Annotated in this window: 16 protein-coding genes and 1 other annotated feature; of the genes, 1 reads left to right on the top strand and 15 read right to left on the bottom strand. The window is 47.4% G+C overall.

Annotated features, from left to right (window positions below):
- Positions 1-24: 24 nt before the first annotated feature.
- The 15 genes from mtnN to cymR form a co-directional block, all read right to left on the bottom strand.
- Entirely contained in the window at positions 25-729 is a 705-nt protein-coding gene (gene mtnN, locus QOZ98_RS13880; protein ID WP_308788010.1) for a 5'-methylthioadenosine/S-adenosylhomocysteine nucleosidase, read from the bottom strand.
- 72 nt (positions 730-801) lie between these two features.
- Entirely contained in the window at positions 802-1,530 is a 729-nt protein-coding gene (locus QOZ98_RS13875) for a DUF1510 family protein (protein ID WP_308788009.1), read from the bottom strand.
- Between the two features lie 131 nt (positions 1,531-1,661).
- Positions 1,662-2,138: a transcription elongation factor GreA gene (greA, locus tag QOZ98_RS13870; protein ID WP_142827762.1), complete on the bottom strand. Its 477-nt coding sequence runs from the start codon at positions 2,136-2,138 to the stop codon at positions 1,662-1,664.
- 76 nt (positions 2,139-2,214) lie between these two features.
- Entirely contained in the window at positions 2,215-2,838 is a 624-nt protein-coding gene (gene udk, locus QOZ98_RS13865) for a uridine kinase (RefSeq protein WP_308788008.1), read from the bottom strand.
- A gap of 36 nt (positions 2,839-2,874) precedes the next feature.
- Positions 2,875-3,480, bottom strand: a complete 606-nt coding sequence (locus QOZ98_RS13860; RefSeq protein ID WP_308788007.1) for an O-methyltransferase — start codon at positions 3,478-3,480, stop codon at positions 2,875-2,877.
- Positions 3,481-3,570: 90 nt separating this feature from the next.
- Entirely contained in the window at positions 3,571-4,695 is a 1,125-nt protein-coding gene (gene mltG / locus QOZ98_RS13855) for an endolytic transglycosylase MltG (protein ID WP_308788006.1), read from the bottom strand.
- Between the two features lie 125 nt (positions 4,696-4,820).
- Complete coding sequence (locus tag QOZ98_RS13850) at positions 4,821-5,129, bottom strand: DUF1292 domain-containing protein (RefSeq protein WP_142827758.1); 309 nt, start codon at positions 5,127-5,129, stop codon at positions 4,821-4,823.
- A gap of 13 nt (positions 5,130-5,142) precedes the next feature.
- Positions 5,143-5,559: a Holliday junction resolvase RuvX gene (ruvX, locus tag QOZ98_RS13845; protein WP_308788005.1), complete on the bottom strand. Its 417-nt coding sequence runs from the start codon at positions 5,557-5,559 to the stop codon at positions 5,143-5,145.
- A 2-nt stretch (positions 5,560-5,561) separates the two neighbouring features.
- Positions 5,562-5,828, bottom strand: coding sequence for an IreB family regulatory phosphoprotein (locus QOZ98_RS13840; RefSeq protein WP_142827756.1), 267 nt, complete (start codon positions 5,826-5,828; stop codon positions 5,562-5,564).
- A gap of 89 nt (positions 5,829-5,917) precedes the next feature.
- The gene (alaS, locus tag QOZ98_RS13835; RefSeq protein ID WP_308788004.1) at positions 5,918-8,542 is read right to left on the bottom strand and encodes an alanine--tRNA ligase; all 2,625 of its coding nucleotides are present in this window, start codon (positions 8,540-8,542) and stop codon (positions 5,918-5,920) included.
- A 41-nt stretch (positions 8,543-8,583) separates the two neighbouring features.
- Positions 8,584-8,793: a binding site (T-box leader), on the bottom strand.
- Between the two features lie 235 nt (positions 8,794-9,028).
- Positions 9,029-11,446, bottom strand: coding sequence for an SF1B family DNA helicase RecD2 (recD2, locus tag QOZ98_RS13830; RefSeq protein ID WP_308788003.1), 2,418 nt, complete (start codon positions 11,444-11,446; stop codon positions 9,029-9,031).
- A 24-nt stretch (positions 11,447-11,470) separates the two neighbouring features.
- Entirely contained in the window at positions 11,471-12,130 is a 660-nt protein-coding gene (locus QOZ98_RS13825; RefSeq protein WP_308788002.1) for a tetratricopeptide repeat protein, read from the bottom strand.
- Between the two features lie 14 nt (positions 12,131-12,144).
- Positions 12,145-13,263 (bottom strand): tRNA 2-thiouridine(34) synthase MnmA, encoded by a 1,119-nt coding sequence (gene mnmA, locus QOZ98_RS13820; protein ID WP_308788001.1) that lies wholly within the window; start codon positions 13,261-13,263, stop codon positions 12,145-12,147.
- A gap of 14 nt (positions 13,264-13,277) precedes the next feature.
- Positions 13,278-14,411 carry a cysteine desulfurase family protein gene (locus QOZ98_RS13815; protein ID WP_185960037.1) on the bottom strand — a complete coding sequence of 378 codons (1,134 nt, stop codon included), beginning with the start codon at positions 14,409-14,411 and terminating at the stop codon, positions 13,278-13,280.
- Between the two features lie 15 nt (positions 14,412-14,426).
- On the bottom strand, positions 14,427-14,843 hold the full coding sequence (gene cymR / locus QOZ98_RS13810; protein ID WP_142827750.1) for a cysteine metabolism transcriptional regulator CymR: 417 nt from the start codon (positions 14,841-14,843) through the stop codon (positions 14,427-14,429).
- Positions 14,844-15,218: 375 nt separating this feature from the next.
- Between cymR and QOZ98_RS13805 the strand changes: the two genes are divergently transcribed.
- Positions 15,219-16,508 (top strand): replication-associated recombination protein A, encoded by a 1,290-nt coding sequence (locus tag QOZ98_RS13805; protein WP_308788000.1) that lies wholly within the window; start codon positions 15,219-15,221, stop codon positions 16,506-16,508.
- Positions 16,509-16,562 lie beyond the last annotated feature (54 nt).

Genomic DNA, 16,562 nt, shown 5'->3' with positions numbered 1-16,562 from the left:
GCTTTTTATTTTGCCTCCTGCCGGTTAAATGCGTGCAGCCAGCTGGCTGATAACGTTAAAGACGATCTCTGTCGAATGCTTGGCTGCTACAGGCAGAAATTCATCAAATGACACTGATGATTCTTTCCCTGCAATGTCAGACAAGGCACGGATGACCACGAATGCCACGTCGAATTGATAGCAAACCTGCGCTACTGCTGCCGCTTCCATTTCAGCCGCTTTCATAGACGGAAAATATTCGCGTACCTTAGCTACACGCTCCGGATCGTTCATAAACGAATCGCCCGTTGCGATCAACCCGACCGCATAATCATGCTGGCCCATTTCTTTTACTGCTTTGACTGCCAGTTCGATCAATTCCTGATTGGAAGTAAACGCTGCCGGCAACTGAGGCACCTGGCCCATTTCATAGCCAAAGACCGTAACATCCACATCATGGTGGCGCACTTCGTCTGAAATTACGACTGCCCCTACTTCAAGCTCTTCATCAAAGCCACCCGCTGAGCCGATGTTAATGACGATGTCCGGCTTGTATTGCTGCAGAAGGATCGTTGTTGACATTGCGGCATTGACCTTGCCGATTCCGCTTTTCAGCAACACGATTTCCTGTCCATCGTATGTACCTATTGTAAACTCACATTTTGCAATTTCTTCCGTTTGTGTATTGTCCAGTTTGCTTCTGAGCAACTGGACTTCTTCTTCCATTGCACCAATCACACCAATTTTCATTTTTCCATTCCTCATTCCATAGTCTGTTAGTTTGCACAGGTTTACTTTATCTCAAAGAAAAAGACGCCTTTGTTAATAGGCGCCTTCCAGTGTTTTTAATACGTCCATCTTCACTGGTTTCCAGCCTTCGCCGTCTACCCATTCCATGTGGACACGGTACTTTTCAGATTCATCTTTGGACTGGACAGTCGCGATTGATTTTTGTGGACCGCCGCCATTTTTGATCATCATAACATACATATTGTTGGCATCGAGGCCAGTTGCATAGGACACTGCGTTGACTTTTTCGTTCCAATCTACAGAATCCTTTTGGTAGACTGAGACGTGGTCACCTTTTTGCTTCGTGCCGACTGGCTCCCAGCTTGTATTGATTACGGTTTCTTCCACGATTGGATCGCTTGAATCTTCACGTGTGATGGTCCCGCCTTTTGTAACGGATCCTTCTTTTTCTTCTCCAGCTTTTTTAGCTTCTTCAGCTTCTTTTTTGGCTTTTTCTTCTTCAGCTTTTTCTGCAGCCGCCAGTTCTTCAGCAGAAACTTCAGCATCTTCTTCTGGTTGTTCTTCAGTGTCTGTGCTTTCGCCTTCACTGTCTTCAGAACCGCTCGTTTGGTCTTCGGTTTCAGGTGAAATCGTTACTGCCTCAGGATCTTGAGCCTGATCGTCCCCTCCACTAAACAACATGGATACCCCAATGATGAGGATCAATGCAAATACCAAGCCAATCATAATATTCAAAATGGAATTTGATCGGTTTTTCTTTTTCTTCAAACGAGAGGGATATGGTTTTTCTTCGTTAGACATTGGATGTCCCCCTTTCTCAATAGTTTACCATAAATTCAGTATGACAAATTTGACGTTTCAGCGATATTTTCGTTTCATTTGGAGTCGAATTAATGAAAAGCGGCCATCCTTATTACAGAATGGCCGCTTGATCACGTGATTGAAAGAATCTTGATTTCCATTTCTCCGCCTGGTGTCAGCACTTTGACGTTTTCGCCAATTGTGCGGCCAATCATGCTTTTCGCAATTGGAGAATCGTTTGAAATACGGCCTTCTAACGGATCTGCTTCCGCTGATCCTACGATTGTGTAAGATTCTTTATCGCCATTTGGAACTTCTATGAATGTTACCGTCGTTCCTAAACGAACGATATCTTTGTTTGACTCATTTTCATTTATGATAACCGCGTTGCGGATCATCGATTCAAGTGTTGAGATGCGGCCTTCTACAAAAGCCTGATCTTCTTTTGCAGAGTCATACTCAGCGTTCTCAGATAAATCACCAAAATCACGTGCGATTTTAATTCGTTCAACCACTTCTTTGCGTTTGATCGTTTTCAGAAAGTCCAGTTCATCCTCTAACTTCTGCTTACCTGCAGCTGTCATTGGAAATTGTTTTTCGTTAGCCATTGTTCCCACTCCTTCAACTGCTGACCTGGATGCCTGCACCCGTCAGTCTTGTCTCATCATATTATAATCTGCCAATCTATTCAAGAATTGTTTTGATTTTTGTAACCATCAAGTCGATTGCCACTTCGTTTTGTCCGCCTTCGGGGATGATGACGTCCGCATAGCGTTTTGTTGGCTCAATAAATTGATTGTGCATCGGACGCACCACTGTCAAGTATTGTTCGATAACAGAATCGATGGTCCGTCCCCGTTCGTTGATGTCGCGCAGCAAGCGGCGTATGATGCGCAGATCGCCATCAGTATCGACAAATAATTTGATGTCCATCAATTCGCGCAAACGCACATCTTCAAGCACCAATATTCCCTCCAGAATGATAACATCTTTTGGTTCAATCAACACTGTTTCTTCTGCACGTGTATGTACAGCATAATTATAAACCGGTTTTTCAATCGGCTGGCGCTCGAGCAAACTGTTGATATGCTCAATCAGCAGATCCGTATCAAATGCCAGTGGATGGTCATAGTTTGTTTCCAGGCGCTCTTCAAAGGCCAAATGGCTTTGGTCCTTATAGTAATAATCCTGCTCAATAACCACCACTGAGTTTTCTTTAAACACTTCATAGATGGAATTCGTTACACTCGTTTTCCCCGAGCCCGAACCCCCTGCGATCCCAATAACGACCGGCCGTTTTTTAGACATGTTATTTAGCTCCCTGCAAACCTCTTTTTGGTGTTTTCATTTTTTTCTGCAGATCATAATGCCGTCTCCTGATGACAATAATTCCGTGTCATAACCAGGATGATTGAGCATATGCTCTTTAAAAGCTGCCAAATTGCGGATCATCGTCCGCTTTCTTCTCGGCACTTCCGATAATGGTATATCCGAAAGCCCATGCATGGCCATATTATCGCAATATATGATTCCGCCCGTTGCCAAAAGCTCTTCGTACTTGTCGAAAAATCGTTCATATTGTCCTTTTGCTGCATCGATAAAGATCGCATCGTACTGTTTTTTCAGGTCAGCCAGCGAAAGCTCCAGTGCATCTGCATGGAAAATGCGAATCCGATCGCTGAATCCTGATTGAGCGATAAACTCAACCGCTTTCTGGTATCTGGTTTCATCGCGTTCAACGGTATCCAGCTCGCTTGCCGGCAAAGCTTCAGCGATTTTGATCGCTGAAAATCCGATTGCTGCACCGATTTCCAGAATTTGTTTAGGCTGCTGAATTTTTAGCAGCCCCACTAATTCCCGGATGCCCTGATCTTCCATAATCGGTACATGTTCCAAAGCGGCATAAGCCTGAATCGCTCCGAGTGTTGCTGATAATTGGTCGTTCGCCATACTGGAATGCTCCTTTTCGGTTCAGCAAAAATTACTTCAAATTTTACCATAAAAAGAGAAGGAAAGCGAGGTGCTTCCTTCTCGATCGTTTTAATTCCCTATATATTCATCGCGGTTGGTCAAATGTTCTTCATAGGTTTTAGCAAAATGGTTGACACCGGTCGAATCAGCCAGGAAATAGAAATATTCTGTTTCAGCAGGGTCGAGCACCGCTTCAATTGAAGACCCTCCGGCATTGGCAATAGGTCCCGGCGGCAGCCCTTTATTTTGGTAGGTGCTGTAAGGGTGTTCAAATTCGTAATCTGTGTTGAATAAGCGGTCCTTATGCTCGCCCATTGCGTAGATGACTGTCGGGTCCGTCTGCAGCGGCATATCGTCTTCTATGCGGTTATAAAAGACGCTGGCAATGGTCTGGCGATCCGATTGCGCTGTTGCTTCTTCTTCCAGTAAGGAAGCGAATGTTAACAGCCAGTGCGGCGACTCGCCATTCTCCTCCAGCACGGTCTGGTACTGCATAACATTAGCCTGAGTTGTATCAAGCATCTGCTCGATCAGCAATTCCAAAGATGGATCTTCTTCGTAAATCGGATAAGTGGCCGGGAACAGATACCCTTCGAGTGCATAGCGGACGTTTTCGCCCAGTATTTCTTCGGTCAATAAATCAGGGTATTGGACCATCAGCTCATCCAGATAGGCCGGATCCTGGATTTTCTCCAGAAACTCTTCAGCTGTGAACGAAGTTTTTTCCGCAATGACATTTTCGGCAATTTCTTCTACCGTCAATCCTTCCGGAACATTAATCGTAAAGAGCGGCTCCCGGTATACTTTCCCGGTTTTCAGGCTTTCCGTAATTTCATCCAAGGTCATTGAAGGCAGCAAGCCATAAGTCCCAGCTTGAAATTCGGATTCGTTATTGAATTTCACGTAATATTTGTAGATGCGTGCATCTTCAATGACGCCATTTTCTTCAAGCAGCGCTGCGATGCTGTCCAGGCTCGAACCGATTGGCACTTCAACCGTGATGATTTCTTCCGAGTCCGGATCAACCGGCTCCAGTGCGTTGGTGATGTAATTATAAGTTTGAAAGCCAGCGATTCCGATGATGATCAACAGAATCAGCGCGACTATTAGTACGATGCGTCGGACGACTCTCACTTCCTTCTTCTTTTCTGTCATTCGTTCAAACATAATATCCTTTTTCGATGGTTTCTCCACGGGTGCCCCCCCTAGCTTTTCTGCATTACTGAAGTTGGACAGAAAATGTTCAACTTCTATCAGTATACAAGAAAATCGCACAAAAGAAAAAGACGGAATCAGCAATCAATTCCGTCCTCCCATTTTTATAGTTCTTCGTTTTCTTCTTCTTCGTCAAGGAACGTGTTCAGCATTTCTTCGATCATGTCCCATTCTGCATCAGTTTCAACCGGGCGAAGCTCTCCGCCGCCTGCTGTTTCATCTGAGTCAGCATTTTCAGTAAAGGAAGATGCATGAATTTCGATCTCGCCTTCTTCATCTTCTTCAGCGCCTACCGGGAAATACAAGACGTATGATTTTCCGAAGTCAGCTGATTCAAATGTAAACAATACTTCAAATAATTGTTCGTTGCCGTTTTCATCAACGACTGTAATGTGCTCTTGTCCGTGTTCCATTTGCGTCACCTCATTATTTTTTAAAATCAAGATAGCCCTGCAAAATCATGACTGCTGCCATCTTGTCGATCACTTTTTTGCGGTTTTTGCGGCTGACATCTGCGGAAATCAGCATTTTCTCTGCTGCCGACGTTGTAAGCCGTTCATCCCATAGGACCACCGGTATACTATACGCTTCTTTCAGCAAAGCTGCAAATCTTTCAGATGCTTCAGCGCGCGGCCCGATTGAGTTGTTCATGTTTTTCGGGTAGCCCACAACCGCTTCGGTCACTTCGTATTGCTTGATCAGTTCGCCAAGGCGAACCATTCCAAATTCTTCGATCGCTTCATTTATTTTGACGGTTTCAATTCCTTGGGCTGTCCAGCCCATCGGATCGCTGATTGCGACTCCGATAGTTTTCGAACCGACGTCAAGTCCCATTATGCGCATCATTATTCCTCGTTATTCTTCTTGATATAAAACTTTACAAGCTCTTCCAGAATTTCATCGCGCTCTAGTTTGCGAATCATGTTACGCGCATCCTGGTGGCGAGGAATATAAGCCGGATCACCTGATAATAAATATCCGACAATCTGATTGATCGGGTTATAGCCTTTTTCTTCAAGTGCAGCATGAACTTGAAGCATCACTTGCTTCACTTCCTGCTCCATCGACTCATCAGAGGAATCGAATTTCATAGTACGATCAAATGAACTCACGACAAGCACCTCGCTTTCGGATTTTAAATAGCAATAATCGTTTCCGCTGTCTATTTTTCATTATAACCGATAGCTCAGATTTATTAAACCTATTTCACTAAGCTGTAAACCGATTCGAGTGCTGATTCCAATTTATCGGCATCTTTTGCACCCGCCATCGCCATGTCCGGACGGCCGCCGCCTTTTCCGCCGCATAGTTCTGCAACGTGTTTGACAATTTGTCCAGCATGGTAGCTGCCTCCGGCCAAATCTTTCGTGACGCCTGCAGCCAGCATGACCTTGTCTCCGTCTGTAGCACCGAGAACAATAACGGCCTTATCAATTTTCGTTTTCAAATCATCCATCATTTGGCGCAGCTGGTTATTGTCTTTTGCTTCCACTTTTACAGACAGAACCGTAATGTCGCCAACTTTTTGTGCACTATCCAAAATGCCGGCAGACTGCGCATTGGAAATTTTCGCAAGCAGCGATTCGTTTTCACGCTGCAGCGATTTCATTTCTGCCTGGACAGACTGCACTTTCTGGACCATATCTTTTGGCGACGATTTCAGAAGTCCTGAAGCCTGCTCCAAAATCTGCTCGCTATCTTTTAAGGTGCTGTATGCGCCTTTGCCAGTCACCGCTTCAATTCTGCGGATGCCGGCTCCGATGCCGCCTTCTGAAACAATTTTGAACAAGCCGATTTCAGAGGTATTGGCCACGTGGACACCGCCACATAGCTCGAGCGAGTAGCCCCCGATTTCAACTACACGGACCACATCGCCATATTTCTCGCCGAACAGCGCCATTGCGCCCATCTCTTTTGCTTCCTGCAGATTATGGTAGCCCGTTTGGACTGCAATGCCGTCCCAGACTTTTTCGTTGACGATCTTTTCAATCGTCTCAAGTTCCTCTTTAGTCACCTGACCGAAATGCGAGAAGTCAAAACGGAGACGGTCTGGCCCTACATACGATCCAGCCTGGTTGACGTGTGTGCCTAATACATCTTTAAGCGCCTGGTGAAGCAAATGTGTTGCTGTATGGTTTTTCACGGTATGGCGGCGTTCGGACGCATCCACTTGAGCATGGACAGCCGATTTCGTCAATTCGCCGGTTTGAACGCGAACAGAATGCAGGTTCTGGCCGTTTGGCGCTTTTTTGACGTCCAACACTGCTGCTTGCACCAAATCGTTGCTCAATGTTCCGCGGTCAGCAATCTGCCCGCCGCTTTCTGCATAGAATGGCGTTTGATTCAAGATCACTTGCACTTCTTCGCCTTCGTGCGCGCTGTCTGCCAGTTCGCCGTCTTTGATGATAAACAGGATTTCGGCATCCGATACCGTTTGGCTATAGCCGATAAATTCGCTGGCTTCTTTGATGCTGCCCAGCACTTCCGATTGGGTTTGCATGGAATTGACGTTTTGGCGCGCTTTTCTTGCACGGTCACGCTGCGCTTGCATCGCTGCTTCAAATCCTTGGTGGTCGATCGCCATGCCTTCTTCTTCCGCATATTCTTCCGTCAGCTCCACAGGGAAGCCATACGTGTCATACAGACGGAACGCATCTTCACCCGGAATTTCCGAATGTCCAGCTGCTTTTTGCTTTTCCACGACCGACGACAAAATTGCCAAGCCATCGTGAAGCGTTTCATGGAAACGTTCTTCTTCAAGTTTCATGACACGGATAATAAAGTCCTGCTTGTCGTTCACTTCCGGATAGAAGTTTTTCATGATGTCTCCGACAACCGGAACCAATTCGAACAGGAACGGTTTCTCGACGCCCAGCTTTTTCGCGTAGCGGACAGCCCGGCGCAGCAAGCGGCGCAGGACGTAGCCACGGCCTTCATTCGATGGAAGGGCCCCGTCTCCAATGGCGAACGCCACGGTGCGGATATGGTCAGCGATTACTTTGAAAGCCATGTCCATATCGGCATCTTCGCCGTATTTCTTGCCGGAAATCTCTTCGGTTTTTTGGATGATTGGAACGAATAGGTCAGTATCGTAATTGGTTGGTACGTCCTGGACCACGGAAGCCATACGCTCCAAGCCCATTCCTGTATCGATGTTCTGTTTTGGAAGCGGTGTATAGGTATGATCTGGATTGTGGTTGAACTGGGAAAAGACCAAATTCCAAATTTCCAGGTAACGGTCATTTTCTCCGCCCGGATATAATTCCGGGTCGCTTAAGTCATTGCCGTAGCTTTCGCCTCGGTCATAAAAGATTTCAGAGTTTGGTCCGCTTGGGCCTTCGCCGATGTCCCAGAAGTTGCCTTCGAGACGGATAATGCGTTCAGCCGGCACACCCACTTCATTTAGCCAAATGCCGTAAGCTTCTTCGTCTTCCGGGTGGATTGTTACCGATAATTTTTCGGGATCAAAGCCGATCCATTTGTCTTCAGTCAGGAATTCCCATGCCCAGTGAATCGCTTCGGTCTTGAAGTATTCACCGATCGAAAAGTTGCCGAGCATTTCAAAAAATGTATGGTGGCGTGCTGTTTTGCCGACATTTTCAATATCGTTTGTCCGGATTGATTTTTGTGCGTTGACGATCCGTGGATTTTCAGGAATAACACGGCCATCAAAATATTTTTTCAATGTTGCCACTCCGCTGTTGATCCACAACAGCGACGGGTCTTCGAAAGGCACAAGCGGCGCGCTTGGCTCCTGGTCGTGGCCTTTTTCTTTAAAGAAGTCAAGATATAATTGTCTGATGTCTTCAGCTTTCAAATTCTTCATCTATTTTTCCTCCTCTGCATAATAAAAAGCCCTCATCCCAAAAAAGGGACGAAGGCTTTATTTCGCGGTACCACCCTAGTTACACGGACCATAAAGCTCCGTGTCTCTCGAACACCTTAACGCGGTTCAACGGCAGGGATTAGCTGCACTCCAGAGTAGCTTTCTAAAATCAGATCTCGTCGGGGCCTTTCAGCCTGGGGCCCTGTTTCTGTGCGGATGCGATTCTATACTGTCTCCATCAATGTGTTTATCTATCAGTCTAATTTGAATTATAGAAAAAGCCTTGGGTGATGTCAATAGTGGGACTTTTTAAATGTGTGGATGTTTAACATATATGGTGCTTGGTTATTCCCCAAAAAAGAAATCCACTTGGGAGTTAAAACCGAGTGGATTTCAGCGCGTGCCCGCGGAAAGCAACCGCTTGGAGCGATTTCTTAAGCTCAAATTTATGTTCTTAAGATTGTAATCTTAAGTTCTATTTGCAACTCAAGCTTCCATGAATTTCTGTGGTGTGATGCCTTCCATGCCGATCATCGGATGTATGGCGTGGACGTTTTCGTTTGTCAGGCTGACAGGTCCGCTTTGCACGGCTTCGGCCTGCTCTTTGGTTTCTTGCTCGGTTTTCGGTTGTTCTGCTGCGACTGTCAGGCGGTTTTTCAATGTGGTCATACGCTGCGCATCGTCCGTCCGTTCAACGCCGTAGCGGAAAACGCTCGGATCTCCGCAGAGGATCAGAAAATCCTTGCTTCGGGTGATCCCGGTATAAAGCAAATTGCGCCGCAGCATTTTCATATAGCCCCGAACCACCGGCATAATCACCGTCGGGAATTCAGATCCCTGTGATTTATGGATCGAGCAGCAGTAGGCCAGCGTCAGCTGGTTCAAGTCGCTGCGTTCATAGGTCACTTCGATGCCGTCAAAAGATGCCACCAGCATGTCCTGCTTTTCGACGGTCTCTTTAGCTTTAAGGATCGCTACGACTTCTCCCATATCGCCGTTGAAGACATTGCTTTCTGGCTGATTGACGAGCTGCAGGATCTTGTCGCCGATTCGGTAGGTGATATCGCCGAACACCAGCTCTTTGCGTTTGCCGTCCGGGTTCGGATTGACCATTTCCTGGATCATACGGTTTAAGGCATCTATTCCGGCCGGACCTTTGTACATCGGCGCCAGCACCTGGATATCTTTGATCGAATGGCCTTTTGACAAAGCACTTTTGACCACTTTTTCGACAACCGACGGAATCTGCTCGATTCCTGCTTTGATAAATGAACGGTCGGCTGTTTTCGCGGTAATGTCTTCCGGCAATTGCCCTTTTTTCATTTGGTGCGCCAGTTCGATGATCGAAGATCCGGACGACTGCCGGTAAATATCGGTCAACTCTACTGTCGGTATCCGTTTTGATTCGAGCAGATCGCGTAAAACCTGCCCGGGTCCGACCGGCGGCAATTGGTCCTGATCTCCGACAAAAATCAGCTGGGCGTCTTCAGGCACTGCTTTTAGCAGCTGATGCGCAAGCCACGTGTCGACCATGGACATCTCATCAATGATGATCAATTTGCCTTCGATTTCCTTTTCTGTTTCTTCATCTTTTTCCTGCCCATTAAAGCCGAGCAGACGGTGAATGGTCATCGCCGGCAAATCAGTCGATTCGCTAAGACGTTTGGCAGCGCGTCCAGTCGGTGCTGCAAGGATGATCGGAAACGGCTCTTTTTTCTTGGCATATTCTTTTGGATCCAATGACAAACCGTGCAGCTCTGCATAAATTTCCACCAGTCCGCGGACCACGGTTGTTTTCCCGGTACCTGGTCCCCCGGTAAGGATCATGACAGACGAATTGATGCTGCTTTCGATGGCATCAACCTGCGTTTCCGCATAATTGACCCCCAGCCGCTCTTCTGCCTCTCCCAGTGCTTTGCGGACTTCTGAGCTTGGAAACTTCGTGCGGGTTTCCTGTTCGGCAAGCAGCGTTTCCAGTTTGGTCGCAATGCCGACTTCCGAATAATATAGCGATGGCAAATAAAGCCGCGTTTCTTCGCCTGCGACTTTGCCTTCTTCATTTAATTCGATGGCTGCTTTGGAAATCGCATCAATCGGGATTTCTCCCTGCTGTCGCGCTTCAAGCATTTCTTTGACCATGGGAATCAAGGTTTTGGCATCAACATAAACATGGCCGTCTGACAGAGAAGCCTGATTGAGAATGTGCAGTATCGATGCTTTGATGCGGTCGGGGTGGCTGCCGGTGATGCCGAGCTTCAATCCCAGTTCATCTGCTCGTTGAAAACCGATTCCTTCGATTTCTTCGATCAGCTGGAACGGGTTTTTCGTTAGGATGTCAATCGTTTCCTCACGATAAGCCTGATAAATGCGCATGCCGACCTGCGGACCAAAGCCCCAGTCATTCAATTGAATCATGACACGCTCGAGTCCCAGGTTCATTTGAAGCGTTGCACGGATCGTGTCTTTTTTGTCATCTGACAGACGCGGCACTTTGTCCAGGGCATCCGGGTCCTCCAGAATTTTTTTGATGGCTTCTTTTCCAAGCTTTTTGACGATTGATTCCGCCGTCTTGCGCCCAATGCCGTCAAACATATCACTTGACAAATAATGGATAATCCCCTGTTCGGTCTCGGGCACTTCTTTGGTGAAGGTCTCAACCTGGAATTGCACACCGTAGCGCGGGTGATTTTTCACCACTCCGGTAAAACGGTACTGCTCTTCAAGCGACAGCATCGGAAAATAGCCCGACACGATGATCTCTTTTTCAGTATATGGAGTATTGGTTTCCTGTATTTTCACTTTCGCGATGGAGAATAAATTTTGGGGATTGTGAAAAATCGAGACGACAGGACGCCCTAATACAAACTGCTTTTCTTCTTGAAATAAATCGATTTGTCCGGTCATTTCTGTCGTCTCCTTTTCACGTGGCTATTCCAGTGTTGTTGCAATCATATCATAAGCGTAGCGCGCCATTTCGTTCCGTTCATCAAGCGTATAGGCCTGTTTCAAGTGATGCATGGCATCTTCTGACCGGTTTGTGGAAACCGCATAAAGAACACCCAAATTATAATGGGCGTCCGAATGGTTCGGATCCTGTTCCAACACCTGCAGAAATTGCGGTTCTGCAAGCTCGAACAATTCCAATGATGCCAAAGTGATGCCATAGCTCAAGCGTGCCTGGACATCCCCTTCATCCAATTCCACTGCACGCTGCAAATAAGGCAGCGCCAACTTTGGCTGCTCCAGCTTTTCCAAACATTTGCCGATCATGAAATGCGCATCTGCGCCTTCCAATTCATACTGCAATGCTTTTTCGTACAGTTTCAATGCTTCCGCAAAGCGCTCTGAGTTGAAGTAAAGATTAGCCAAGCCATAATAAGCCGTAGCTGATGTTTCGTCCAGTACAATCGCTTTTTGGAAAAATCGCTCGGCACGGTCAATCTCATCGATTGAAGTCAATACATGGCCAAAATTGATGTAGCCAAGCGCTTCTTCCGGTTGTTCTTCGATCGCTTGGGTGAAAGCCTTGATCGCTTCTTCTGTATTGCCTTCCTGTAATGCCTGTATGCCGATTTCATTGTAATTCATCGCTGTCTCTCCCATTAACCTACATATTCCAAACGCGCGCCGTTTTTAAAGACGCGGTCGATGGTTCCGCCGCCCAGGCATTCTTCGCCGTCATAAAAAACGACTGCCTGGCCGGGTGTGATGGCACGAACCGGTTCCGCAAATGTCACAATGGCTTCATCGCCTTTAAATTCAACAGTCACGCCGACGTCCTGCTGGCGGTAGCGGAATTTCGCTGTGCATTCCAAAATGCCGGCTGGTGCTGTATCGGACGTAAAGCTCAAGTTTACCGCAGACAAACTATCCGAGAAAAGAGCATCGTGATGGATATTTTGCCCGACATACAAGACGTTCTTTTTCAAATCTTTGCCGATGACGAACCACGGGTCGCCGGCGCCGCCAATGCCAAGCCCTTGGCGCTGTCCGATTGTGTAATACATCAGGCCGTCATGGCTGCCCATTTTGATGCCTTCCAAAGTTTCCATCACGCCGGGCTGTGCTGGCAAGTACTGCCCAAGGAATTCTTTGAAATTGCGTTCGCCAATAAAACAAATGCCAGTGGAATCTTTTTTCGTCGCAGTCGCAAGTCCAGCTTCCAACGCGATTTCCCGAACTTTTTTCTTTTCCATGTGGCCGATCGGGAACATCACTTTAGACAATTGGTTTTGATCCAATTGGTTTAAGAAATAGGTTTGGTCTTTGTTATTGTCTTTGCCGCGCAGCATTTTTGTTTCGCCGTTTTCCGCGTGCTCGACTTGTGCGTAATGTCCAGTCGCCAAATAATCTGCACCCAGGCTTAACGCATGCTCAAGGAATGCTTTGAATTTGATTTCTTTGTTGCACATTACATCCGGGTTTGGCGTTCGTCCCGCTTTGTATTCTTCCAGGAAATACGTAAATACTTTGTCCCAATATTGCTTTTCGAAATTGACAGCGTAATACGGTATGCCGATCTGGTTGCATACCCGGATGACATCTTCATAATCTTCCGTCGCCGTGCAGACGCCGTTTTCGTCGGTGTCATCCCAATTTTTCATGAAGATGCCGATGACGTCATATCCTTGTTCTTTCAATAAATAAGCGGCAACCGAAGAGTCAACCCCTCCGGACATGCCGACGACAACACGAATATCTTGTGGTGCTTTTGCAGTCATTATCTCTCACCTTTTCATTTTAACGCCAAACGCTGGCTGATTTGCGCTGTCTTCGCGGCAGCTTGTTCAATATCCTCGGACGTCAATCCGATGCCGAAGCTGAATCGGATGGAGTTGCGGATTTCTGCAGCCTGTTCCCCATACATCGCAACGAGCACATGGGAAGGATCAATCGACCCCGCCGTGCAGGCAGAGCCGCTGGAAGCTGAAATTCCCGACAAATCCAAATTGACCAGAAACGACTCGATTTCAATGCCCGGGATGCTGAGATTCAAAATATGCGGCATTTGGTCACTGCCGTTTTCCTTGTAGACAACACCTTGTTGGTCCAAGGCAGATTTAAAAATTGTTTTGTATTGCTCGAAAGCTGACGCTTTGTCTTCCATCGTCGAAAGTGAAATTTCCACAGCTTTGGCAAACGCAGAAATAGCTGGCACGTTTTCTGTGCCTGCGCGGCGCTTGCGTTCCTGCTCTCCGCCATACAAGAGAGGCGTCAGTGCCGTCCCCTTGCGCTGGTACAAAAACCCGACACCTTTCGGGCCATTCAGCTTATGGGCTGAAACCGACAGCAAGTCGACGTTCAAGCGGTCCACATCAATCGGCAAAACACCGTAAGCTTGAACCGCATCGGTATGGAATGTGACATCCGTCTCTTTTAGCAGTTCACCAATTTCAGCGATGGGCTGAAGTGTACCGACTTCGTTGTTGCCGAGCATGACAGACACTAGAATTGTATCGTCTCGCAGCGCATTTTTCACGTCTTCTGCTCGCACGCGGCCATTTTCATCCACTGGCAAGTACGTCACATCGTAACCTTCGCGCTCCAGCTTTGCGCAAGCGTGCAGTACTGCATGGTGTTCGATTACTGTTGTGATGATGTGTTTGCCTGTTTTTTTAGTGGCTGTGCCAAAAACCGCCAAATTATCCGCTTCTGTTCCGCCGCTTGTGAAAATGAGTTCATTGTCATCGGCGTGGATGCTTGCTGCAAGAAACTTGCGTGCATCGTCCAGCGCTTTTCGCGCAGCCCTGCCGGTTCCATGGATGCTTGACGGATTGCCATACACCGTGCCAAGCGCTTCAGAAAAAGTTGCCACGACTTCCGGGTGCATTGGCGACGTTGCTGCATGATCTAAATAAATTTGTTTCATAATAAATTAACTCCCTTATATATAATACATATAGCTTTCAGTTTCGCCGTTGTTGGCTTTTGCCAAGTCTTCGATCGTGGTTGTGTCGAGGACATTTTTTACCGCATCACGGATGCGCACCCACAGCTCACGCTGAGGCTGCTTTTCGTCTTCGATTCCTTCCACTGGCTGAATCGGGCCTTCAAGGACACGGATCACGTCTCCTGCAGAAATCTCTTTCGGATGGCGCGTCAGCATATAGCCGCCGTATGCTCCGCGGACACTTTTTACGAGCCCCGAGTTGCGGAGCGGCCCTACAAGCTGCTCTAAATACGCTTCGGAAAGTTCGTTTTCTGCCGCAATTTTGCGAAGCGGCACCGGGCCTTCTCCGTATTGCTTGCCTAGTTCAATCATAATGGTCAGACCATAACGGCCTTTGGTTGATATTTTCATCATTACACCTCTAAGTTTGATAAATTGAACGAAAATTTTGCTGCTGGAAATGTTTAAGTTATTCATAATTTAGTACTTTTTCTTAATATCTTCGTAAGTCCACAGCCTTTACAAAACAATATAAACCACTGTACAATGCCGGCGCGCCCAAGGGCTAAGCAAAGCAGAAAGACAAGCGCAATTTGCTTGGCTTTCTGCGGAGCTATGCCCAAAGCGGCCGGCGTCATTTGCAAAAGATAAATACTTTGATTCACATTAAAAAACTCCAATATTCTTCAAAACAGTATATCATAATTCAGGCCAAATGGACTTGCAATGACTTTTGAAACTTCAAACGCTATACTGATAGAACGAATGTACGGAAGGAGTTTTTATATGCACAACGAACCTTTAGCTTTCCGTATGCGCCCCCGGACCATCGACGAAGTCGTCGGACAAAAAGATGTCATCGGGCCGCATACGGCTCTATATAAAATGATCAGCAACGGCCACGTGCCCTCCATGCTGCTGTATGGCGAGCCTGGCATTGGCAAAACGTCCATTGCCCACGCCATTGCCGGCACGTCTAACTTGCCATTCATCGCTTTGAACGCTACCACATCAGGCAAGAAAGATGTCGAGGAAGTGGTGACGGAATCTCGGATGACTGGAAAAGTTCTGCTGTTTCTGGACGAAATTCACCGCTTCAATAAATTGCAGCAGGATGCCTTGCTGCCGCATGTCGAAAGCGGTTCAATCGTTCTTATCGGCGCGACAACGGAAAATCCATTTCATGACGTCAATCCGGCGATCCGTTCCCGCTGCGGCGAAATCAAACAGCTGAAGCGGCTGGCGCACGAAGACATCGTCCAACTCCTAAACGCCGCATTGACCGATCCGAAGCGCGGCCTTGGCAACGAAGAAATTGACATCTCCGAGAAGCAAGTCGAGCGCATTGCCGAAGGCACCAATGGCGACGCCCGCAAAGCATTGACGATGCTGGAATCGATTGTCATTGCTTCGGACGAACGCGATGGCAAATATATCGTTGAAGACCAAATGATCGAGCAGATGATCAAGCGTGTCGGTGTTTTCGGTGACAAGAAAGGATCTCATTTCTTCAATTTGCTGTCTGCACTGCAAAAATCGGTGCGCGGCAGCGACGTCAATGCCGCGATGTATTATTTAGCGCATCTACTGGAAAACGGCGACTTGACGGCGGTCACGCGCCGCTTGCTGGTGATGGCATATGAGGACATAGGACTTGCGAACCCGGCAGTCGGCGGCCATGTGTTGGCTGCTTGCCAAGCAGCTGACCGACTGGGGCTGCCGGAAGCACGCATTCCCCTTGCACAAGCTGTCGCTGAGATGTGCCTGTCCGAAAAATCCAATTCAGCTTATAAAGCTATTGATGCGGCGACTGCGGCTATTAATAAAGGCGAAGTTGGTGACATCCCGATGCATCTGCGGGACACTCATTACGCCGGCAGCGCGGAGCTTGGCCACGGCGGCTACAAATACCCACATGACACCCCGATCGGATCATTTGGCGGTTGGGCCGATCAGGATTATTTGCCGAAAGAAGTAAAATCAGCCGAGTTCTACAAACCGATCGTCGCCGGCGAAGAGAAGAAATTTGCAGGAATCTACGAGAAGCTGAAAAGCTTCCGGAAAAACAAAAAGTAAACATAAGTTGCCCAGCCATTTCCAGCAGCGGAAATGGCTTTTTCATTTCCTTAA

Source organism: Planomicrobium stackebrandtii (assembly GCF_030814955.1).
Taxonomy (GTDB): Bacteria; Bacillota; Bacilli; order Bacillales_A; family Planococcaceae; genus Planococcus; species Planococcus stackebrandtii.
The sequence above is the reverse complement of the archived record's forward strand: the minus strand, read 5'-3'. Positions and strand labels throughout refer to the sequence as shown.